Raw genomic sequence first — 23,348 nt, forward strand, 5'->3', positions numbered from 1 at the left:
TGAGTTAATCAGTGCCCGTTAAATCGTATTGTAGTTTGGAATCGGTATAGATTTGCAGTTTACCTTTCATGATGGATACTGAGATTGTGTACCATCGATCCCTTTCCCATTTAAAAGGTTGCATCGGAGAACCTACAGACTCTTTTCTACCCGCGACGACATGATACAGCTGCATCGGTGTCCTCATATCTAGAGCGTTTGTAGAATCACCACCATTGACCATGAACATCCAATAGTTATTGGCATCTTGCATTTTAAAAATAATACCAACGCCATCGTCACCCTTCTCGTTCTCATCTACCTTGAAATCAACGGAGAATTTATACTGATCGCCCAGAAAATTATTCCGGTACCATCCGTTAATTTGAGAAGTTTCATTTTTACTATAAAACTTGCCGAGGAGCTCATCCCGTTTCCAATCGCCGCCTCCGAATTGAACCCAATCATCCGCCTGAACAAGTTCAAGTGCATCCATCTCTTTGGAGTATGGGAAATAAACGTTGAACGGGTCATGAGGATCATACTCTTCGGGCACGCCAAAACCACCCTCCCAGTCTTCAGGATTCATTCCGTGGTCCAACAGATTATCGGTATAATCGAAAACAAGTCCCTGCGCGGTAGTATCCATAAGAGGCAGATATCCCTCAGTGATCCGATCCCGATAAGCCAACACCGAATCAACTTCAATCTCAGAAGCCCTTCCTTCCACTTTGGCTTCGTGATAGATCTTCATAAGATGTGCTGTTCGTTCAGGCAGAAATGCAAAAAGCTGTTCCAAATACTCTGCCCGCATCTCAGGTCGTTCAGCGAAAATAAAGCCCGTGATCACCTGCGCACATCGTTCCTCAAAGGTTGCGAATGTATCCTCCGGATTCTGCAATTCAGACAAACGAGCATTCGCAAATGTTGCCTCTCGTGTCTGGTTTTCCAGATGAGATATTCGTTTATCCTCTCGTTCTACAGTGATGACATCCTGTTGAACAAGTGCCACTCTGCCCTCAAAATCTGCATATGAAAAATCATCGACTTCTTGTCCTGACCCGCTTAATTTGATTGACATGTTAGTATCTTCTGTATTTAATTCGCCATTAAGATTATTCTTAAACGCAGTCGTCATTTCGTATTGCCCTGTAGACTCAAGTGGTCCGGCTTCACCGGATAATCCTGCCCCAACATTAGCGTGGTGCGCTGAGTTCGAGCCAGTCCATGTAAAATCGATTAATTCACCATCCACATGTCCTTTCTTTCCTTCTGAACCATCTAGAAGAGAAACATCTTGTTCCAACTTGCTAGCATTTAATTGCTCTCCCACATGCCCATGCTGTTGGATTTTTAATGCTTCAGACATAGTAACAATTGAAGAATAATTGCTCGTCTTGTCACTCATTAAAGATTGCTCCCAATCAGCTTGGGAATTACCTTTTATGCTTAACAAACCGGATTCAAACGTAGCCGGCAATGGATTCAGAATTCCAGCTATATCTTCCTCAAGACCTGTGATTCGCTCGCTCTTTGATCCGTTCCACTGTTCTTCAACATACGAATCTCTTACACGTTTATCTCCATTGTTGGTGAAGTGGTATTCGGAACTTTTACCACCCTTAGTCGCGAGAAGATTTTCTTCCAAATTGCCATATTGAGGCTTGGTTGAAAAAAGCAGTTCTTCAATTTTTCCATACTGAGGTTTAATTCCGAGTAGCTGCTCTTCCAAGTTGCCATACTGGTATTTAGTTGCCTGCAACTCCTCTTCAATCTGCCCATATTTGAGCGGCAAACCTCCAATGGATTCTACTGGCACGTCTGCGTACTTAGGTTTATCTCCACTGTCAAGATATTGCTCCATCAAACCATATTGATATTTGTTAGCAACCCACTGGCTCTCCAGATTTCCCTGTTGTGGCTTATCAGCTACCCACTGCTGTTCCAGATTACCCAGCTTGTATACCTGACCTTGAAAATCTTCATTTACCCATGAATCTTTCAATTGTGTAGCATGTTCAACTCGACCTGATTGCTCTGCCAATCGTTCTGAGTTCATGGCCAATTGCATTCCGTCTTTCATGTTTGCCTGTTTTAATTCCATATAACTGTAAAATAATCTTTTTTCCGTTACACCCAGTCGATGATTCGTTTCCCCCATATAACCATCATCCCATTGCATTTCACGCAAATCCTGACATCCAAGGCCATAGCCTTCACTAGATAGACCTTGGCGTAAAAATGGATCTCCTAATTCATAACCCTCACTTGTATTTGCATGACGAATTCCAGAAGTACTGGAGGTATACAACTGAATGACCTGAGCTTTTCTCATTTGTGAAGAAGCTCCTGAGACTATCTCTCCAGTCTGTTGAAGCTCACGACTAACAGGACTGCCTAAGTTATATTCCTCACTCACATGCGCTTGTTGACTGAAACGGGCACCAATGGAGTACTCTTCGCTAATATACAGTTCTCGCAGATCTGTCGAACCCGCAACGTATGTATTAGAGTGCTCGCCTGACCGAAGGATAGATTCTCCTGTAGCATAATCTTGCTCGTTAAATAATCCATCTCGATCGTGATTAGAGCCATCGACTGTTTCATTCACCATGCCAAACTTTTCCTGTGAGTGAGCAGCGCTCATTTCTGATAGATCCTCATCGAAAACTCCTGGAGATGAATCAACAAAACCAAGTGGAGTATCAAAATTAAAAGTAATCGGTTTGGCATCCCAATCCGCATAAGTCACCTCAATGGTTTCTCCGCGCCGATCAAACTTTGAACCCGTATTTTGCTCATTCAGCAACCCTACTTGATTATACTCACTGTCTTTTTCCTTGAAGGCCTCGGACATTTTATCATCTACATTCCCCTGACGGGGTAGGTGATCTGCATTTAGATATGGTGTGTCTGTCCATGCATCATCGGGCTCTTGATATGCTTCTGGCATGTCCATGTCGATGATAACTTGTTTCAATTCTCTAATACCCTCTGAACTGAATGTAACGAGTCCATTATCACTTTGTTTATTTGAACACAAGATACCCACTTCAATTAATGCATCGATTCTCTCTCGAATTCCAGTAAGAAGGTTTTCATCCATAAAGGCGACATCATCGGTCTGATACATCGCATCAATCATCATCTCCAACACAAGCGCAGGGCGATCTAATAATTCAGCTGCCAGCAATGAATCTTCCAGATGACCCGGATATAATTTGTTTCCAATCGTTCCACCATCACTGATAAACTTTTTTAGTAAGTCATCCAAGTAAACCATATGCTTCTGCGTCATATTTTTTAGGGATTGCCACAATTTCTCTATATTGAGCTCTTTGCTGCCTTTAAGTGCTACATACATCTCATCGTCAAGAAAAAGGTTTTTACTATCCCTACTCTTCAGCGCCTCGTAGACCGTATCTTCAATCGTCAATGTCTTATCTTCACGTTCTCCACGTAAAGCTTGGGGTAACCAGATTCCTTGCTCAGTAATGCGGTTACCCGCACTTGAGGATATTAATTCTATCTCATATGTATCCGTTCGCTCGGCAGCCACTTCTGTTTTGGGAATATACATGGCTCGCGGACCAACATGACCCGTATCGAATTGGGAAGATACAAATGATTCAAATTTGTCGACCCTGCGTCCTTCTGAATATTCTCGAAGGAGATGTGCAGCTTCTTTATCTACCCGAGTGCCCTCAGGTTTATCCCTCTCAACATTAGCGAATTCTACTGTATCTCGATGTGCTTCGGGTTTATTTCGCAAGACATTTCCGAACTCCGTAGCATCCCTTGATGCAAGAATTTGCTTATTCGTGTCCTCAACCGCTCCAAGTACAACAATAAGTCTGTGAGCCTTGATTTGCGTATTCACATCTTCATTATAAGCAGGATTATGATCTATGATTCTTTTGCCCCATGGAAATTCCTGATCTATTGTTGCCGGATTATGACCTATAATACGTTGTCCTCTTGGAAAAGCATTTTGGATCACCCAGGGATCACTACGAATATCTCTTAACGCAGATGCAGGATGATACCTATTGGCTGAAGATCTGTCCATATAGGTTTGCACACCTTTAGCCATACTTCCCCATAGACCTTCCTTATTAATCAAGGTAGGTGCTGTCAGTCGGCTCCGATCCAAATTTATGATCTCGTTTAAAGAAATAATATCATGCTCTAAGCTTCGTCTATATAACTGTGTTTCCGCTAAAAGTAGTTCTTTATTCGTATCTCTTTCCATTCGGAGAGACTGATGTACCACACTTGGGAATTGGCGTGTTTTCAGCTTAGCCAGAACAGGTGGACGCATGACTAACCCGTTTTCGAAATCTTTGCGTTGCCCCCATTGTTGTACATACTGCATCTGCGTTTCAAAATCAATATTACGCAAGGCTTGATTGAACTGAGCCAGTTGCCCTTCGACCTGAAAGTTTCTTTCACCCTGATCTGGCTTATGAACTCTGATTTCTCTCGTATGATCTATTGATAAGAGGATTTGCTCATGTACAATTTTCATATATTCTTCTTGTAGGAAGCGTGAAGAATTCCCTATTTGTATGTCATGATCTATGCTTGAATCCCGTTTATAGAAACGCTGGGAGTCACTCATAAGCTCGTTGGAGGTGTTCCGATGATGGGTTATTGCAGCTTTTAGCATGTTTCCATATGAAACATCGAGTTCACGCCGAGTCATTGATGAAGCCAAGTCCAGCTTGGATATCGCAGTATCTTTCAGTCTCTCTTTAACACTGTCAATTACTCTAACTATGATGCTGCGTCGCTCAGTTTCTTTCAAAGCACCATCCATCACCATTTGCTCCGTGAGCATCGAAACTGTCCGATTAGCTATCGCTAAAATCTCAAGCCGGGTATGCTTCTGATGATCTCTGGCTGACGCCATGATTCGTTCAACAACGGTTTCAATTGCATCATCTCGATCATAATCTCCAAGATAATCCAGAATAACGTCCTGATCCGTGAAACGAACACCCCATTGGGATGGATGAATTATGTCCAGATTTTTCAGCAAGTTGCGTGTCACTGTAACATTTTTGAATACCCTTAACTCTTTATTATTATCAACACGCCATGCTTCATCTCCCGTATGCAACTGTCCCGGATGCAGCCACCGCATTCGATCCGCAGCCTTTTGCTCAGAGCTATCCATAAGATGGCTATCTCGAAGAGATGTTCGAATTCCTTCAATCACTTCTAAGGACTTATCGGCACCTAATCGATTACGCATAGCCTTAATGCCTTCTTCAATCTCGCTTTGTACCGTATTTCGTTTGTCTCCAATAGGTATCTCGTTTATCGATACATGATTCCTTGTTCTTCCATCAGACAGAACGATAAATTGTTCTTCTCCTTCCAAATCTCTTTTGATGGAGTCAATCAATTCGTCTTTTATCGTATCATCAGCAGCGTTCCTTGCCATGTAGAAATCCAGCATCAATATGCTGGCATAACGACTATAAGGAATATATACAAACATATAATCCAAAGGCCTGCTTCCTGTACTGCCTATCCTGAGCAAATATCCCTGTGATGTCTGAACAATGTCCCGGATGCTGAAATAGTATTCGTTTGTTGTGAGCACTGCATCACCCCCTCCAAATAAAAAGGGAACTCCTGAGCGGAGTCAGGGTTCCCTCTACTGAATCTATACGATTCAGGTCTATGCTTGTTTACTTGAGTAACGTACCTCTTTCAGAATCGCTACGCCCATCCGTTGATTAGCTGATAAGTTCATGAAGTTCTGTTGTGTATCTGTATCGAAATAACGATAAACCTCTTGATGCCAAGGCTTTCCTTCCACGTCAATAATCAACTCATCCAGGTGAAGGATATTATGTTTCGTTACCGCAATGCAGTTGTCAAACTGACCACGATATCCCTCATAGGGGTGGACAACATAAATTGGAGACAAGTGATATTTGGACGTCCATTTGGATGCTTGGAAACCCTGTGGTTCCAGTTCAAGTCCCGTATCCCCAAGTTCAGGATCAATAAAGGCTTTGCCTACTGGTGGTGCTTGTGTAATGAAAGAAGGATAATGACTTTGGAATTCAATACCTGATTTGGTCTTGAGCATCTGCAACGTATTGTTACCTGCAGAAGTATACTGTCCATAGTAGTATGTACCGTCTTTGGCGATTGTTGCGATATCCGGTTCATCAATAACTGCACCTGCCGTCAGCATAACGTTTCCGTCTACATCATTGAGGTTGTATTTGAATGGCTTCAGCGCACCTACATAGAGGAATGATTTTTTGTAATCCAGGAAATTTACAGCCGGATCTGCAACCAGAACCATAGCCAGACGATTATTCATCACATTGATATACATGTAAACTGGCTTTTCTTTATTTCGATCCGTTGGCGTATGACTCTCCAGTGCCCACTGGTACAGTACAGGGTGACCTGTTAATTTGAATGTTGGCAGTGTCTTCACTGGCAAAGCAGCAGGCTCTTCTCCTTCCAGTCCTTCAAGCAATTGGACCGTCAATGTACTATGCTCTACATATTTAGGTGTTGGTGTGATCACTCGTGGAACGATGGCGTGATTCGTGAACTGTACATAATATTTTTTGGTGATTGGTTTTTCTGTTGTTCCGATAATCATGGTGCCTTGAAGAATCAACAGACTGATACGATTTTCAGCATCCTTTTCCTCATAAAACACCTTCCACGAGTTATTCTCAGCTGTTTCACCCGCTGTTGATTCGAAGGGGAATTTCTCGAAAGCCGTAATCTCCTCCTTCAACTTGTTCAGAAGATCCTGGGATGTTGTAATGGTTTCTACATACTTGAAATTTGCCATGTAATGTTAATCCTCCTTATTTAATTTCCTTAAGTATTGCAATCGTGACCTGATCCGGTGCAGGCGACTGCTTGAAAAAGTTCATCGGTGATTTGATACTGAAGAATTTGTACACTTCAGTCCAATTACCAGCTGCAGGGTTATCATTATCTTTGGGAATCTCCGTATCTACAATCAGTTCATCCAGATTAACGAGATTCTGATCATATATCGCGACAACCCCATCCATATAACCCCGATAACCTTCCGCTTGGTGCACCAAGTAGACTGGACTTGCATGGTATTTCCCAGTCCATAGTGACTTTTGGAAACCGTCCTTGTCTAACACTAGTTTAGACAGTTCTTTTGGGATGCTCCCAACATCGGGATAATTCGGCAGCTGGGTAATAAATGCTGGATAATGAGCTTGATACAATACGTTACCTCGAGTTCGAAGAAGAGATACCGAGTCCATCCCGTTCGAAGTATACTCTCCGTATTGCGCATACTTGTCAGGATTCAAATCCGTTCGGATTTCATTTTTTGTGTATCCTGTTAGATCTTGTTTTAAGTCTCCCATACCTACGGTTAAACCAAAGTTGCCAATATGATCATGGTCATTGAAAGGTACGATTTTTCCAAAATAACCGAAACTTCGGTAATATCCATGAATATTTGGAGAAGGATCTCCTTCAATGACAACCGCAGCCCGGTCGTTATTGACTGAAATATGGTAGGCTACCAGATAATCCGGTCTCCGTTTTTTGTTTGGCAACCATTTTACGGTAGAGTTACGTCCGTAAAAGAAATGGGAAGCTGGACTGATTAGTTCAGTAAGGCCATCAAAATCCTTGTCCCATGTGATAGTTGGCGGTGTGTATAATTTAGTTGCTTCAGGATCATTCCACTGCTCGTACATCGCTTCTGCTGCTGTCTGATCCAACACCACGGGTGTTGACCCAGGTGATACGGTTGAAGGACTGCAGATTCCTTTGTATGTAGCTGACGGATCACCCTTGCTTAATTCCCCTACAAATCCTACACCATGCTGGCAGTCAAAGTAATTATAATCTCCACCCCCAAAGCTCTGAGGCTGAGTAAACATGATGAAGTAATCCCGAGCGGAAATCCCCTCTGGTACATCTGGTGTAGCTTTCAACACAACCTTTGGTGTAGTGTAGTTGGTTGGTTCAGCGATATAGTATCGTTCGGTAAACGTGTATTTCTCCGCCAAAACAGGCTGTTGATCAACAGTGGTATAATAACTGCTTGATGTCCCAGTAACTAAATATCTATTACGTTCAACTCTGAACTTATATCCCAGCTGTGTTAGTGCATAATCCCAGTCTTTCGGTAGTTCCGAAAGCAATTCAAATTCATTCCAGTCAATTTTATCAATCTTCATGCCGTTCTTCTTCACATGAACTTGCTTTACAAGATAAACCCTTGATCCCCACTGAGAATTGGCATCAGGAAGTATTACTACAAGGCTTCCTGGGACCATTACAGACTGAGTTATCCCCTCATTATCAATGTATTCAAATGAAACAACTTGAATCTTTTTTCCCGTTGGATTGTTTCCATAAAATGAACTTACCTCAGAAAGAAATCCTTCTTCATCCACCAAAGAAGTGCCGTCTTGTGTCTTAGTCAGATTCGGTAAGTTAGAAGCAACCTTCAATACATCATAGAGCTTCCCATCAGTATGCTTATATTTTCCTTGTACGCCTGAACGGGTCATCTCTTTGTAAGTCACCCATACATCTGACATGGACTCGTAGACCTTTTTCCATTTGTTTTCCACATTTAAACCATTGGCGGATGGAATCTTCGCGCTTACAATTGCATTGGCCAGATCGAAAATAATATCCTCAGCTTTACTTTCGCCCGACACGAACCCACTGAACTTGGTTAATGGTACTGTCTGTGCCATCGTCACCCTCCTTATCTCAAAAATTTGATGTTGTACCAGACCGACTTGGCTTCAGCGACCGCGTTGTAGAAGTCAAACGTGATAGTCGTTCCCGCCGGAATCGGGTAGACAATTCCGAAACTGTTCCCCATAGAAACCGACTCGGGAAGTTCCTTCGCATAAATGGTACGGCACACCTTTTCAGTCCCGATCGTCAGTTCCCAGTAATCTCCGACACAGTAGTGGCTCGCCGCAAACGCAATGCTCAGAAACTCTGTGTCATACGCCAAGGTGAACGTATCAGACTTGGTGGTCTTCGCCGCCGGAATGTCCAACATCTGTCCCCGAATGAACGGGATCGTCTTTTTACTGAAGTGTGGGTACGGCAGCTCGCGCACTTTGTCGATGACGCCACCCGCGATGTAAGATACATTAAATGCCATGGAACCACCTCCTACATGTTATATACGACTTACGCTCGTTCCAGTTAAGCGTCCTTCGTCATCATAATTTAGACCAATATTGTAAGTGAACATTGACTCTCCACTCGGATCATATGTACGGGCCGTCACCTGCGTTAACCTGAAATACTTGTAATACTCATAATCCGGGTGGGAATAACCTACTCCAGAAGGAAAGTCTTCCTCATCCTCTGAGCCAAACTTCATCCAGATCGAAACCTTCCATGCCGATTCATACAAGAGATCTGCTCCAGTCACCCGGTCCGGGTCCTGCATGTGCTCCCGATATAATGTAACGGAAGGCTCACCTTCAAGAGGAGAAACATTCGAATTGGAGATACTGCTATATTTGCGAAGTTCCCGGTGGATTAGATCCAGCACAGGAAATACAATATTTTCATTCACAATGCCGGCCATTATACCATCACTCCCTTTCTTGCCCACATCATATCAATGACCTGTAACATGCCACGGTCGACCGAATAACTGGTTTTAATACTTTTAATGGTATATTCAGCTCGTGTGGTGGTCGTTTTATCCGTCACAATGACGTTGTCGAGCAGATCAAGCGCAGGATTCGCAGGAATGGACACCTGAAGCGTACGGCACATACGTTTCATATCAAAAAAAGCTCGCTCTGCTACTTGCCTTTTTGCTTCAACCGTTTTCGCCCAAGGAACGGCCAGCACCATGGTTCGGATTTCTCCTTTGAGTTCGAGCAAAATCTCCTTGTCTACGAAACTGCTCTGACTATCATTCGAGTCGATAACAACGATGTGACTTCTTCCTCTGGACCAGTCTGTAGATTTGGTTATGGAGATCAGATTGTCATTCTCGGAAAATTCTGCTACGACCGGTTTGTCATAATTCAAGCTCTCCAGTCGGTACGTACCATAACGGTCACAGTAGCTTCGATACGGAATCTCCGAGATCACCTCCTGAACAGCTTCCGTAACTTTGGCAGACCATTGCTCAAACGTCTTGCCATACTCCTCAATAAATGGATTAAGCCATCCGTTCGGTGTCAGCACTGTGCTTGCATCCTTGACTTCAAACTCACCTTCCTGACCCGGTACGGGGACAATGACCCTGCCCGTCTTTTGATTCACTTCAATCAGATAGGTCTCGTCAATTACGTAGTCAGGATAAGAGCGATCCTCACTGGTTGCCCTCCAACCCACCATACCTGCATGTTTAACCAGATCTAGTACAACGGTTGATTTGACCCAAGCCGGCTTTTCAAATTCTACAGGCTGAGCGGGTGTTGGTGTAACTGCCGGAGTGGAGGTTGCTGTAATGGCCCAGCTTGCCGGATCTGCGAGCATCTCCTGATAATAGGTCCATACCTTGTCCACCCAATTCTCTCGATCTTGACTCCAGGTCATGGGAGCAATGTCTCCACCATTATGGAAATAAAGTACATCCGCCTTGGAACTCACTTTTTTCCCTCTGGAAGCCAGCGCCTTGGACATCCGTTCTGCTCCGCGCTTCATTTGCTCCTGAATACCTGCGTATTTATCCGTACACGGTCCCTCACTAGGACAGCCATATCCAAGAATAAAGCTGCCGTTCTCATCTTTACCCTTACCTTGTGTTCCAAGAACGGTCTCGTGCCTGCATATCGCAAGCAAAAACTTATGATCAGGCACACCATACGCTGCAGCTTGGGCCTGTGCAGCCTGAATTATGGATGATGTCCGGTCCGTGCCAACTGCTGCAGGCGGCACCGGATCTGGCACATTATCAATCTCATCTACTTCTGGATAGGCTTTTTTCTCGGAAATAACTTTCTCGATAATACGCTTGTACATATCTCGGGCCGTAATCTCCAGCGTGGAGCCTTCGCCATTGATGTCCACCTTGTCAATCAGTCCCGTAAATACCCGCATCATGTGCTGACCATATCCCATATATATGCGTATCGGTGTATTTTCACTCAGGACTCCGATATGGAATCCGTTTGCGAAATAAGACCATGGAGACGTCACACCACCAAGCTCGGGAAAATGAGCAGGATTATAATCCGGAGAGAAGAATCCTCTCGGATTGGAGATCGTCAGTCGTGCTTCCCTGGCTTCAGAATCAAACTGATCATCAATTTCGGCACTAATGATATTGGGAAGAACCTGCGTGTCCATATAGACAAAAGACCCGACCTGAATAACATCCGTCTCTGTCCTTCTATTATTGATAAAATCTGTGTAGCTGTTCGTTTGATAATATCCTTTAGATGGATCGAGCCCTTCTTCACTCTTTTGATTCTTCAACGGAGCAGGCAACAACTCTTGTATGCGAATATAATCAATGGCGAACTTTTTATACTTCTTACTCGAAGCAGGAACAGACCCGGTTGGGACAGCGGGGTTTTGTTTCCCCCCATAGGTCACCTTAATCTTGATACTCTTGGCTTTTGCAGGGATCACAATATTATTCAATTCCGTCAGTTTGGTCAGATCATATGCCCCGTTAAACTTATTCACATAGGCATACGTTTTACCATCAATCACCACGGCGAAAGAATCCCCTTCCGCATCACTAAAATTAGTCCCCATTCCAATACTAAGCAGCCCTTGCGTGGGCATACTCAGTTTTGTCACGTTAATCTCAAATTCAGCTACGGCGGCTTTGCCTTCAAACGTATACAGCAACTTGCCTCCTGAATCAAACATAGTCCAGCCCGATTCAATCTTGGCATAATCCGAAAATTTCAATCCGGTTGTATAAACGTTTTTCTCATGCCAGTTTCGTTTGTCGAATTTCTCATTCAGTTTGATCTCTCCGGGATATCCCTCGACCTGAACCGGCTTTACATCAGTAAATGTTGTTTTCGCATTTCCGTGCAACTTGCGCTGGCCTTTGAAATACAATTCAGGATTAACTGGCTTGCCTCCCTCTCCGGTTCTCGTTGTTGGATTGACTCCTTCCCAAATTTCAAAATGTAGATGTTTTCCCTTGCCCGCCGCACGTTCAGCCGGGGACACCTTATGCCCACCGGTATATACGCCACCTGTATTGCCTAGCGTTCCAATGACAGCCCCTTGAGCTACTTCATCATCCACCGAACAGAGAATTTCTTTCAAGTGAAAATACTTGGTGATTACACCATTAGCATGTCTAATATTTACGGCATTACCAGCACCTTCTGTTCTATTCAAGGATGTTCGGACTACTTTTCCGGCCCACGCAGCCAAAATTGGCGTCCCGATCTTTTCTGACAAATCGATGCCTCGGTGAATTTTTGACGCGCTATCACGAGGACTACCAAATTTATCTGTCACAGGAGTAGTAATAAACGTTTTACCTTTGATCGGAAAACAAATCTCCTGGGTATTCGCTTGAGTCGAACCGTTATATATGCCATCACTCGATTCATCCACCCAAACGGATTCTGTACTGATGATGGGTATCTGCTCGTCTACGATATGCCTGAACTCTTCCGTCCGTCCCGGGATAAAGGCCAACCGATCTACTTCGACCCGGATATTGGGAAGCGCTCCTTCCCCCAGCTTCAGACGCTGGGACAGCACATTCATAACCTCATCCGAAATTGGAATCATATTGTAATCTCCCCCTTACTTGAATCGCTCGATGGTCCATTTCATGAATCGGTCCAGGAAAGCTGCGGCTTCAGCCCGGGTCATAGCGGAATTTCCAAGGAACCATATCTCTTCCTCGTCCGTACCACCTACAGGTCTTCCCATATCCGTGACTTCCGCTGCACCATCCACCTTTTTCTTGATAGGAATGCCATTGATTAGTGGATCATTGTTCGCAAATGTTTCGTCTTCCATTTCCGAGACGGCTATTTTCCAGAAAGCATCCTTGGACTGTTCTACCCGCTCCTTTTTGTCCTGATAATAAATGGCCGAATCTTTGCCAACGTCTGCGAACCTCTCGCTCACATCTTTGAGATAATAGAACGTCACTTCGTCGCCCTCTGACAAAGGTTGACTAAAAACAACCGTGTGGTTGTCAATTTCCGAATAAGCCGGTGTCTCTGGGACTTTATCTTTTTTTAATTCATTAAATTTCACTGTAACTTTAAGTTTCTTTTTACCCGCCGGATAATTGCCGTTAAGCCTAAACACCCGTTGCCCTTGAAAAGCAGATATGGTTTGATTAATCTCCGTCGTTGGTGCTTCCATGTCCGTAAATCTGGCATAGAACACCTTGCGTAACTTATTAATCAGATGAAAGGCTTCTCCACGCTGTATAATGGCATTAGGAAAAAAACAATTGTTGTATGCTGGTTTGAGGGTTGTGGCTTTGATATCTTCACTCATGAACTTGTTATTCTTCGTCCAATAATTGAACTTGCAGGTAACACCGTTCAGATTAAAAGGAAGAAACACCGAGCCCCCCGGGCTGACACAATATACATCGGTTCGGTAACCAATAGCCTTTGTTGCAATTTTGGTTACCGCCTCTACATCTCCCATGGTGTCTGCCCATACCTCGGAAGGAATACTGAGTCTCCGAAGCGGTTGGCCTGCTGCATACAAATATTCCTGATGGTTACGACTGAATGGATCGTAGAAATAGGTCGTCGCTGCACTAAGTACAGCTCTGGGCAGATCTCCAGTCCAGGACACCGGTGGCCTTTTCCAAGCACTGTCCAGCAACGGTTCACCATAACTACAGAAGGACACCACCTGTCCTGCTTTTACTCCGGTATACAACTCCACATCAGTTAATCCCTTACTATTGGTTTCAGCCGTTTGGTAGATCGTTTGAACACCATCAATAAACACATACAGTGGATTGTCATCTGTTGGTTTAATCAGCACAGGCAGACTAAATGAGGTTTGCCCCGCTTGTCCCTTGATTTCTTCATATACAAAAGGCTTGCCTTCCTCAAACTTGTTATAGTTGATTCCGGCAACAAAGACTTCACCATCTTCCAAGACCATATTCGTAGCTTCCATAACATCGTTATAGAACCAGTCCCCTTCGTTTACATCAACCCATTTTCGTATGATAAACACCTCCTACCTTTAGAATAGACAGAAAAGAGAGTAGGTCACCCTACTCTCGAATTGTTCGTTCCAGCAGACGCTTGGTTCGCATCAGGAAAGTAACAAACTCTGCTCTGGTGATGAAGTTTTCCGGTCTGAAATATAGAATTGGGGTGCCATCCAATTGTGTTACAACCGTCAGTCCCAAATCAGCCAAGCGTTCAATGGAATCTCTTGCCCAGTGGTCCTTGCCTTCTGTCGTCTGTAAATCCTGAAACTGTATTGCACTCTTACGGTCATAACCATCTTTTTTGATCAGGGTCATGGTCAATTCGACCTTGTACCCCTTCTGATCCTTATCCATCGTATCCTGATGGTAGAAAATAGGGTCGACTTTGATGGACTCTACAACACCAAAATAGATATTACCCTTCTCATCATAAAATTTGTGTGTCCAGCCTACGTACATCGCGTAGTCGTGATAGGATTGCTTATCTTTAAACAGGATGTTAATGATCGCCTTGTACGAAGACACGCCCATCTGATGAAAATGCGAGGGAGCATTAATCATTTTAATTTCCCTCACTTGCGGATTAGGCGAAGGTGAAGAGTACGGATCAATAATTCTTCCGTTTACTGGCTCGAACTTCATGCCTGTATCTACATACAGCTTTCTTTTATACCGGTCATTAACTAAGCCAAACGGATTTTGCTGAGTCATATCAGAGTTCCTCCTTATCTACTATATCTAGGGATATGATTAATTCCCATTCCCGCACCAACATTGCTGGCCATATAGTTCACCATGCCCGGGCTGTTCTGCCGCAGTGTTTTATCCAACGTAGATGTCAGCCTCTCCACATCTTTTGTGCTGCCTGTCATATTATCAATGTTCACATGAACCGTAACATCACCCGAACCAACCATCACACTTTTATGTGTATTGTTTGTCGTCATGTAATCAAAGTAATCCATGACCTTAAGACCTGCTGGAATGTTGAATGAAGATATCGGTTTATCCATTTTTTTGCTAATTTCATACAAATTTTTGGACTGTTCTACACCCAATGACTGGATTTGTTTAAAAATCTGCATATATTCATCCGTGCCCGGTTTAAACAATCCACTATTTAGCAAATTATTCCAATCTTGCTTGATCGAACTTATTTGTGAGTTCATTTCAGATGCACGGGATTTGTTCAATGCAATTAATTCAGGTGCATCTTCCTTACCCCCATTAGCCGCCAGGAGATCATACATTCGTTTATCATAATCCAACTGCGTCAACTCAAACTGATCATTCATTTTGCGTCTAAGCTCATCAATTTGGCTGTTTTTAACACCACTTAGTTCAAGTTCTGACTGTGCCTTCTGCTGTTTCTTCTCATTGATCTCCAGACCCAGTTCATCTTTCTCCTTGCCTTCAGCCATCTTGTCGTACGTCTTCTGTAAACTTGCAATGGCCTTATCAAAGAACTTGATATTCTCTTGCAAATATTTCTCCATTAGCGCACGCATCTGACCAGAATCTTCGCGAACACCACTAATCAACAAACGGGATCGTGTGACTTGGTAATTGGTTTCGTTGTCACTTGTCGATTTGTTAAGCTGCCGATTAATTTTGGCGATCATTTCATCAATGCCATTGCTTTGCGGCTGAGGTTTATACCCATTAGCCATGGCCCCTATTCCGCCCGCAGCAGGAATGTACTGCATTTGGGGTTGAATGTATTGTATCTGTGGTTGTTGTTGAGTGTTATCGCCAGGTGGCTTTCCTGACTCTTTATCCATTTGAATCTGGGCCTCTTTCTTCTCCTGCTCGTAGTTATACTCTTTGGCCAGTTTCTTCTCAACCGCATCTCCGCCTTTTTCGGACCATACCGCTTTGAAACCCGCCCAGTAATCCCCCATCTTATTGTTGGTGGCATTGTTTCCGAACAAGGTGCTCATTCCGCCCTTGAAAATCCCATCCATTCCCAGGTTAAGACCTTTCCACACTTTACCTACAAATGAGGATTGCTCCATATCTTTAAAATCCTTGGCTAGTTCTTCTTTATTTGTTGCACGAATACTCTGCTTTTCTGCTTCTGATTTCCCCATATTGCTCAGAGGATCAACCAGACCGGATACTACATCCACCGCAGTCATGGCCATGCCCAGGTATGGGACAGCTTTTAGCGGTTTCAGTATCGACTTGCCCAACTTGCCGAGCTTTGCCCATTTCCCTGGAATATCTCCGTTTTTCTTACGCTCTCTCGTAATATCACGTTGGGTAAGGATATCTCCAGGGGTTCCATCTGGCTTATCCGGTCCTCTGACTACGTTCCCGTCCTTGTCACGAATAGGTGCATGACCATTAAAAAATGCTTTTTTACTACCGACTTCCTTCATATCTTCGAATCTCTGTTTAATCCCTCGTCTCTTGGGCTTGTCCTTCTTCTTCTTGTCTGAACCAAAATCCATAACTTCCTCAATCTTTGATGTAGCCATATCCTTAATTACGTCATTGATGAGATCTTGATGTCTCTCTAAAAAAGGTTTGTTTGCTGAATCTTCCTTGTCATCCTTAACAGGGGATCCACTGCTTCCTGCTCCTGGAACAACTAGTAATCCTCCTGGACCACTCATCATACTCGCGAGCTGAACTCGTTCAAGTTCCTTCAGTTTGGATATGTATGCTGTAGCATCAATCATGCCCTGTCTAAAAGAAGCATTTAACTCATTGACTTCGGTTCTCAATGTGGAGAGAACGTCATTCAATAGCGTTGACTGCTTACGCAGCTTCTGGATCTCGGATTCGTACCGCTGAACATCGGTTGAACCGTATGTAAACTCAGCATTAAGGAAATACAACTTGTTTCGTAGTTCAACTGCATTCAGGTCCATGTCATCCATCGCCATCATCAAAACTCTAGCTTGGTGTTCAAGTTGCATCATTGCTCTACTCGTGTCATCCAGTTCTCGGCCTAGAAACTCAAGACTTCGCTTCGTCTTTACAATCTGAATATCGAGTGAATGCATTTCTTCTCGCAACAGAAGAAGTTCTCGACTATACGTTTTGACTCGCTTCTCAGCTTCGTCACGTTCTTCTGCATGAACGGAAGAAGCAGCTGTATCCCCATCTTGTATAGCCTGATTGTACATTTCATGTTGATGATCTCGGGTTGTCCGAGCCTGAAGTACATCATCTTGCTTGGCTGCGGCCTTACTTTGAACTTCAGTTCTGCGATGATCCAGAGTCTGTAGACGACTCTGCTGTCTGCCCATTTCCTGCGCTACACCAGCACGCTGCACATCCGTGACTTGTAGTCGCTCGGGAACATTGCTCCCCGTATTACCAACTTTCTCTGGATCTGCATTCGTAGCACCATATCGTTTCTGATCGCCTTCATTCATCACTTCACCGAACTTATCCCAGGCAACCTGCACTCCGACTTCATCCATAATTCGGTTAAGCAGTTCCATATGATCAACAATGCTACCCGTACGATCACCAATTAACCGCATGACTGCGATAAGATAATCGCCCAGCTGGGCAAATTCCTCTTTCAATCCTTGCATCGCCTCATGTGTTGCAATCTGAAATGCGATTTCGATCTCTCGTTGTCGGAATTGAAGGTTGTCTCTACTACCGGTGCGCTGATGGATCGATGCGTTTGCATCCGTAGCCTTCAATTGTTCAGCAAGAATATCGAATCTAACTCGATTCGATGCAAAGCCCTGCTGAGGATGATCTCCTTTGGACTGAACCAACAATCCAGCCTTGCTAATCCAGTTGGCTAATGCATCCTCTTGTGCAAGCGTTCCATCAAGGTTACCAGCCATCGGAAAGGTCTGACGCATCATATCCATCAAGTCCTGAACGCCAATATCCAACATCGTTGAAGCTCTGATCATCATGTCTGTGACTTGGGACAGATCAAAGCTACTGCTTCCCCATGCCGAATTAACAGCTTCCAGACCTGTTGCCGTCTGTTCTACATCTGTATTGCCCACTGAATTCAGCTTGGCCACTTCTTCAGCAAATGCGACAGCCTCAGATGCATGATCATAATTACGAGAACCAATGCGATAGGCAAGACCTACATCTTCCTGATCCATACCATGTTGCAGTGCAATTCGTTGCAGATTTTTGACTGTTCCCGTTTGTGTGTATTGCCTACTATCATCCGATGTTCCAGACGATCTAAGCTCGAAATTCTGGTTGGCCCGGGTCATCTGTTGATCCATCTGTTGCGACGAGTCAAGAGATTTCTTGAGTAGTGTTGATGAATACCCCTTGGTTTCAGCTGATGAAATATATTTCATCGTATTCATCACGGAGTCTAACAACTCCTGTGATCCAGCTGCCGACACATCCTTCATTTCACTGAAAGCTTCTCGATAAAAGTGCTCCAAATCAGTAGTCAGCGTTTCAATCATTTGCGACTGCATATCACTTCTGATTGTTTCCACACGTCTAACCAACGCGCTAACACCTGAAGGGGATCTCCCTTTCAGCGCTGCGTTTTGTCCAGTTAATTGATCCATATCCGTTAATATTTCTTGTGTTAAGGAGTGTTTCTCTCCTTGTCCTTCTGTTTCAGTCAAAAGAATCACCGCCTTTATGCATAAATCCCGTTCTACCTTCATTTAGGCAAAACGGGATGTCTCTCTCTTATCCTCCGAGCGCTTGTGCAAGCATACCGATATCATCTTCTGATATCTCTGTGTAATCCTCGTCATTGAAGGTTCTTTTACGTCTGACGGTGCCATCTTCTTCGACTTCCTCGCCTCCACCGCCACCGAACATGCGGAAAGGTGCTGTCATAAGTTCAATCTCAAATTGAATATATTTCTCGGCTGACTTGCACAGCTCCGCAACCTGAGGGAGTGTGTACTCCCAAATCTCCCACTTGTTCAGCCCACAGTGTTTATGGAGGGTGAAGAAGATTTCTCCCCAGTGAACGGGTTCCTGTGTTTCCGTATCACGGATTTCGGTTCCCTCCAAAGATTCCCCCTCAGTGCGTTCTACTTTTTTAAACCATTGAGCCCTATGAGCATATCAATGACTTTGCGAGCTGTGTTCAGATCAAGATACTCATCCAGATATTCTCGATTGATGATATACTCACCGTGCTCGTCTTTGGTCACGATATGAGGATAATTTTTGAACGCCATTGCCAATACATCAAATAAATCCTGCTGCCGCTTTTCGTCCAGTTCATCATTCTCAGTCGGAATGAAATTAAGGATAATGGCATCAATATTGACCGTCTTCAGCAACTTCATCAGACGACGGGCATCCTTCAGGTTACACGGCGGAATACGATATTTCCGTCGATCCCGCAGCGTAATAATCTCATCATCTTCGAAGAATGCACGTTCAGCAGCCTCCACTTCCTCCGGAGTCACCCGTTTGTTTTCCGGATCATCTTTGATTCGTTTCGACGCTTCCTCATTCAGCTTTTCCGCAAGCTCACGCTCGGCTTTTTCTTGTTCTGTTTCCATGAATTTAAAGACCTCCCCAGGACATTCTCCCCCATATACTAAAAAACCTGGCAAGGCAAGGCTCTGTGAAGGGGAGGACACAGATGCCGTTTGATACCTTGCCAGGAGCAATCAACCTTATTTAGATATTAGATCTTGCTTGGTGCGCTGAAGCGTTTGATACTGCCGATTTTTCCGTCAGCACGTTCAGGATCAAGAATCTGCAAGGAGATTGCAGATGCAGAAGCGGCAGCGCGCTGGGCATTGATGCTGAATGTTCCTTTTGCACGGCACATGTACAGCTCGGTTTCAACACCTGCATAGGAACCATCTTTTTGCTGGAACGTACCGTGATGAATGACAGAGATCGGGAACGGTACTTCGTCAACCAACAGATCAACCATGTCTACAATTTGATCTCGTTTGTAGTTCAACACAATCTCTTTACCGATATGGGCAGCATTCAGGATGATTACACCATTCGCTTCGTCGTAGAAGAATGCATTTGGTTCCACGGCTGTTCCTTTAGTAGTGAGTTGTTTCAGCAACGTGTTGGAATCTTTGAGACGAACCGTAATGTCACCGTTACTTCCATAGATATCACTCGCATGCTTCGGTTTGGCTTCAGCAAATCCAGAATTGGATACGCCTGCAGCCACTGTAGACTGCTCATTCAGCACCCATACATAAGACTTCACTTGCTCTTGTACTGTTGAACCCATCATCAGCTGGATCGCATCCAGATCGAATTTGGCATCTGTTGCCGATACTTCGATCGATTTCGACTTCACCAGTACATCAATGGCGAACAGCCCGTCACCACCAAAGATGTCCTCAAGCTCCACGTTAAGGTCAATTTTCAGATCTTGCAGGGTACCCAGGGTAACTACCTCAATTTCGCCCATCGGATCTTTTGGAAGGCGTTTAGCCATGAACGTACCTACACCTTTGATAATCATTTTTTTAGCCATTGAACAGTCCACTCCTTAGGATAGTATGTATTTTTAGCTACGGAGACTTGCTTAAGCCGGGATCAGGTTAAAGGACTTGATGATCGGGAGATCCTTCTTTAATCCGTCTGGCTATTCACCGTCTCTGCTTTTTATAGTGTAGAACGCTATCTTCATTCCCTAACGATAATGTAAACGAAATATATTGAAGCACGATTAGCCCCGTATTCTTTGGAAAAGGAACAGCCTCCTATAAGGTCAAAGAAAAGACCCCTACATCAGAGGGGCCATTCTGTTTGGCAAAGCATCTATAATTTGGGCTACCTGTTCTGCTCGTTCTTTGATCTCAAATTCATCGGCAGTAACCAGATGAATATGCGAGCAATATTTTCCATGCTCATAGATTCTCTCGGGTGTAATGAAGACAACGTCAGCAACTGCTTCCATCTTGTGTTTGTGCTTCTCATATTGATCGGGATCGGTCAACGAATCAAATACGACCAGATCAGGATAGGCTGTCTCGACAGAACTTGCCAGCCGACTATCGTTCACCCAGTAGATCACGCGATCACCTTGAAACAGCGTACGGACATTCTGTCCTACACGGGCCACGACAAAGTTTGGAAGCTCAGGATATGGATACTCCAAGGCTTCAACCTGATAGAACTCATCACTCGAGTTGATATATATTACATTGTAGCCTACTTCCGCGAGTGCTTTTAACAGCCGCTGTGGTCGACGCCCGAATCGTTCACTATGGAAATCGATCGCAGGCAGATATACAATCGTTGTATCCGTTTTTGGGGTGTATGTCGTAACATTGAACTCCGTCGCATCAATCTCTATTTTTTCAAACTCAATTGTCGGTGTGGTCGCCTGGCTACCAAACATTCGTTTAAATATCTTTTTCATTATTTCTGCCTCCCATGACCTGATTAATCATCTTCACAGCATCCATTGCCCTGCCATCCCAGCTATTAGACTTAGCCACCCTTACTCGTGCTGCAATTTTGGAAGCACTATTCTCCCGAATCGCTCTCTCCAACATCACTCCGCAATTATGCTGATTCATAAAGTAAGTTACATCGCTGTACTTATGAACAATTTCCTCCATACGCGTCGTCAACACAGGTTTACCCGCAGACAAATATTCATAATACTTGATCGGATCGCAGCCCCGGATCATCTCTGTCAACTTGAATGGCACGATACAGACATCGAATTGAGCAATGTAGGCGGGAAGCACTTTATAATCTTTGTGCGGAAGACAAGTCACATTGGGATGCACAATATTTTTTTGATAGAGGGCATTGTTTCCAATCAGAACGACACGATAACCCTTATCTGCAATAGCCGTAATCAGCGCATAATCCACCCATGACGCCATTGCTCCATGGAAACCCACAACCTTTTGCCCATCTTGAACCTCGGGGAAGTCCGCCGGTTTGGGTAGAACTGCACGCGATTTCTGAAAATGTTGGTAATCTGCCCCATTAGGGCACATAAAGATCGGTTTGCCGTCATGTTTGTGGGCTTCATACATCACCTTGGCAGTCGTAGCAATAAGATCCGCACGGTCAAAACATTTCGGGATGTAGGATTTCCACACAGCAAACTCGTCAGCCGAATTATCCAGGTAATCAAATACGGTAAAATCAAACTTCCGTCCATCCGAATAATTGTACTGGCCTGGATTGGAGAACCAGAGCACCTTTTTTCCTTTGACCAGATGATCGTAATTCACGCCTTTTTGCACAAGAAACAGATCTTCATTTAACTTTTCAATCGGACGGCTCTGCTTTCTGTACGTTTCTTCATTGATAAAGATAGCCCGTATACCTGGAATATTGGAGAAGGCGGTCATCATTTGCTGAGGACGCTGAAACAAGAGGTTCCAGTCGAGTGCGGGCGGGTAGACAATGGTCATTTCTATACTTTCAAAAACCGGATTTTCTCGTTGCTTCCTACGAAGCAGCCAATTAAGCAATCAACTCCACCCCTTCCGCATAAGCATGAACGGGACGCAACCGAGTATCCGCAAATAGTTCAAACCCCAGTATTCGTGCTTGCTCACAGAATGGTGCATCTTCCCCTGTTGGATGGGAACCATATCGAACCCCTGCTTCGATCACTTCACGCTTAATCAAATATACGGCACCTGTCAGATCTACCGGGAACAAACCCGCTTTGAATTCAGGTATATGTTTTCCGCCGATCATGGCATTATGAGCCTTCAACTTTGGATGATTGCGTATAAGCATGGAGCACACATCCTTGTCATTATCCATTAACTGCTGCAGGCTATGCTCAGGAATGATGATATCCGTATCAATCGAGAACAGATAATCACAGTTCGATTTCAGAAACTCATCCAGAAGCATATTTCTCAACAACGCCAGATTATGATAGGAATATTGCCCACGCATATGACCATATGTTCTCCCCAGATTGTGAGTCAGATAAGGAATCTGATGATCATTAAGGATGTTTTCCGTCTGATCTTCACTATCATTCAGGATGTACATATAATGCTTCTGCACTGCTTGTTGCTCAAGCGACTGCAGGTGCCGTTCCATAATCCAAGCCCGATTTCGCACAGGACTACCTATAAATACGTTTTTCACAGTCCATCCCCTCTCCCTTTTTACATAGTCTAGACCGTTCCTCAATATCCTTCCCACGTTGAACAAAAAAGGAGTGATTCCTCAAAAGAAGAGAGAGAACGAAGTATTTTTCCTATTCTAGTACAGAAGGAGTTGATGAATATGTATACCAAAGAAACCATTATTCACACATGGGAAGAAGGTG

At 44.1% G+C, this 23,348-nt stretch carries 15 protein-coding genes; all 15 read right to left on the bottom strand.

Features of this window, described 5'->3' with window-relative positions; translation table 11 throughout:
• Window positions 1-4: 4 nt before the first annotated feature.
• The 15 genes from OM416_RS05070 to OM416_RS05140 all read right to left on the bottom strand — a co-directional run bounded on the left by OM416_RS05070 (window position 5) and on the right by OM416_RS05140 (window position 23,164).
• A complete protein-coding gene (locus OM416_RS05070) occupies window positions 5-5,590 on the bottom strand; it encodes a hypothetical protein (RefSeq protein ID WP_264927597.1) in 5,586 nt (1,861 codons plus the stop codon).
• A 78-nt stretch (window positions 5,591-5,668) separates the two neighbouring features.
• Window positions 5,669-6,814 carry a hypothetical protein gene (locus OM416_RS05075; protein WP_264927599.1) on the bottom strand — a complete coding sequence of 382 codons (1,146 nt, stop codon included), beginning with the start codon at window positions 6,812-6,814 and terminating at the stop codon, window positions 5,669-5,671.
• A 16-nt stretch (window positions 6,815-6,830) separates the two neighbouring features.
• Window positions 6,831-8,726 carry a hypothetical protein gene (locus OM416_RS05080; protein WP_264927600.1) on the bottom strand — a complete coding sequence of 632 codons (1,896 nt, stop codon included), beginning with the start codon at window positions 8,724-8,726 and terminating at the stop codon, window positions 6,831-6,833.
• An 11-nt stretch (window positions 8,727-8,737) separates the two neighbouring features.
• Window positions 8,738-9,103 (bottom strand): hypothetical protein, encoded by a 366-nt coding sequence (locus tag OM416_RS05085; protein ID WP_264927602.1) that lies wholly within the window; start codon window positions 9,101-9,103, stop codon window positions 8,738-8,740.
• A 63-nt stretch (window positions 9,104-9,166) separates the two neighbouring features.
• The gene (locus OM416_RS05090; protein WP_264927603.1) at window positions 9,167-9,583 is read right to left on the bottom strand and encodes a hypothetical protein; all 417 of its coding nucleotides are present in this window, start codon (window positions 9,581-9,583) and stop codon (window positions 9,167-9,169) included.
• The gene (locus tag OM416_RS05095; RefSeq protein WP_264927605.1) at window positions 9,583-12,723 is read right to left on the bottom strand and encodes a M23 family metallopeptidase; all 3,141 of its coding nucleotides are present in this window, start codon (window positions 12,721-12,723) and stop codon (window positions 9,583-9,585) included. The genes OM416_RS05090 and OM416_RS05095 overlap by 1 nt, the downstream gene beginning before the upstream one ends.
• A gap of 15 nt (window positions 12,724-12,738) precedes the next feature.
• A complete protein-coding gene (locus OM416_RS05100) occupies window positions 12,739-14,151 on the bottom strand; it encodes a hypothetical protein (RefSeq protein ID WP_264927607.1) in 1,413 nt (470 codons plus the stop codon).
• A gap of 40 nt (window positions 14,152-14,191) precedes the next feature.
• Window positions 14,192-14,842 (bottom strand): S-layer homology domain-containing protein, encoded by a 651-nt coding sequence (locus OM416_RS05105; RefSeq protein ID WP_264927609.1) that lies wholly within the window; start codon window positions 14,840-14,842, stop codon window positions 14,192-14,194.
• Window positions 14,843-14,856: 14 nt separating this feature from the next.
• Window positions 14,857-18,711, bottom strand: coding sequence for a hypothetical protein (locus tag OM416_RS05110; protein ID WP_264927611.1), 3,855 nt, complete (start codon window positions 18,709-18,711; stop codon window positions 14,857-14,859).
• A gap of 67 nt (window positions 18,712-18,778) precedes the next feature.
• Entirely contained in the window at window positions 18,779-19,111 is a 333-nt protein-coding gene (locus OM416_RS05115; protein ID WP_211175732.1) for a hypothetical protein, read from the bottom strand.
• Window positions 19,112-19,131: 20 nt separating this feature from the next.
• Window positions 19,132-19,611, bottom strand: a complete 480-nt coding sequence (locus OM416_RS05120; RefSeq protein ID WP_264927615.1) for a hypothetical protein — start codon at window positions 19,609-19,611, stop codon at window positions 19,132-19,134.
• A 128-nt stretch (window positions 19,612-19,739) separates the two neighbouring features.
• Entirely contained in the window at window positions 19,740-20,561 is an 822-nt protein-coding gene (locus OM416_RS05125) for a hypothetical protein (protein ID WP_264927617.1), read from the bottom strand.
• Between the two features lie 252 nt (window positions 20,562-20,813).
• The gene (locus tag OM416_RS05130; protein WP_264927619.1) at window positions 20,814-21,452 is read right to left on the bottom strand and encodes a hypothetical protein; all 639 of its coding nucleotides are present in this window, start codon (window positions 21,450-21,452) and stop codon (window positions 20,814-20,816) included.
• Window positions 21,436-22,527 carry a glycosyltransferase gene (locus tag OM416_RS05135; RefSeq protein WP_264927621.1) on the bottom strand — a complete coding sequence of 364 codons (1,092 nt, stop codon included), beginning with the start codon at window positions 22,525-22,527 and terminating at the stop codon, window positions 21,436-21,438. Before OM416_RS05135 ends, OM416_RS05130 begins: the two co-directional genes overlap by 17 nt.
• Window positions 22,520-23,164 carry a glycosyltransferase family 2 protein gene (locus OM416_RS05140; protein ID WP_264927623.1) on the bottom strand — a complete coding sequence of 215 codons (645 nt, stop codon included), beginning with the start codon at window positions 23,162-23,164 and terminating at the stop codon, window positions 22,520-22,522. The genes OM416_RS05135 and OM416_RS05140 overlap by 8 nt, the downstream gene beginning before the upstream one ends.
• Window positions 23,165-23,348 lie beyond the last annotated feature (184 nt).

Source organism: Paenibacillus sp. LS1 (assembly GCF_026013365.1).
GTDB lineage: Bacteria > Bacillota > Bacilli > Paenibacillales > Paenibacillaceae > Paenibacillus.

Coding starts and splice junctions, on each gene's coding strand:
- OM416_RS05105 (WP_264927609.1), bottom strand. CDS start 14,842: ATGACTCAGCAAAATCCGTTTGGCTTAGTTAATGACCGGTATAAAAGA.
- OM416_RS05130 (WP_264927619.1), bottom strand. CDS start 21,452: ATGAAAAAGATATTTAAACGAATGTTTGGTAGCCAGGCGACCACACCG.
- OM416_RS05095 (WP_264927605.1), bottom strand. CDS start 12,723: ATGATTCCAATTTCGGATGAGGTTATGAATGTGCTGTCCCAGCGTCTG.
- OM416_RS05125 (WP_264927617.1), bottom strand. CDS start 20,561: ATGGCTAAAAAAATGATTATCAAAGGTGTAGGTACGTTCATGGCTAAA.
- OM416_RS05120 (WP_264927615.1), bottom strand. CDS start 19,611: ATGGAAACAGAACAAGAAAAAGCCGAGCGTGAGCTTGCGGAAAAGCTG.
- OM416_RS05080 (WP_264927600.1), bottom strand. CDS start 8,726: ATGGCACAGACAGTACCATTAACCAAGTTCAGTGGGTTCGTGTCGGGC.
- OM416_RS05075 (WP_264927599.1), bottom strand. CDS start 6,814: ATGGCAAATTTCAAGTATGTAGAAACCATTACAACATCCCAGGATCTT.
- OM416_RS05090 (WP_264927603.1), bottom strand. CDS start 9,583: ATGGCCGGCATTGTGAATGAAAATATTGTATTTCCTGTGCTGGATCTA.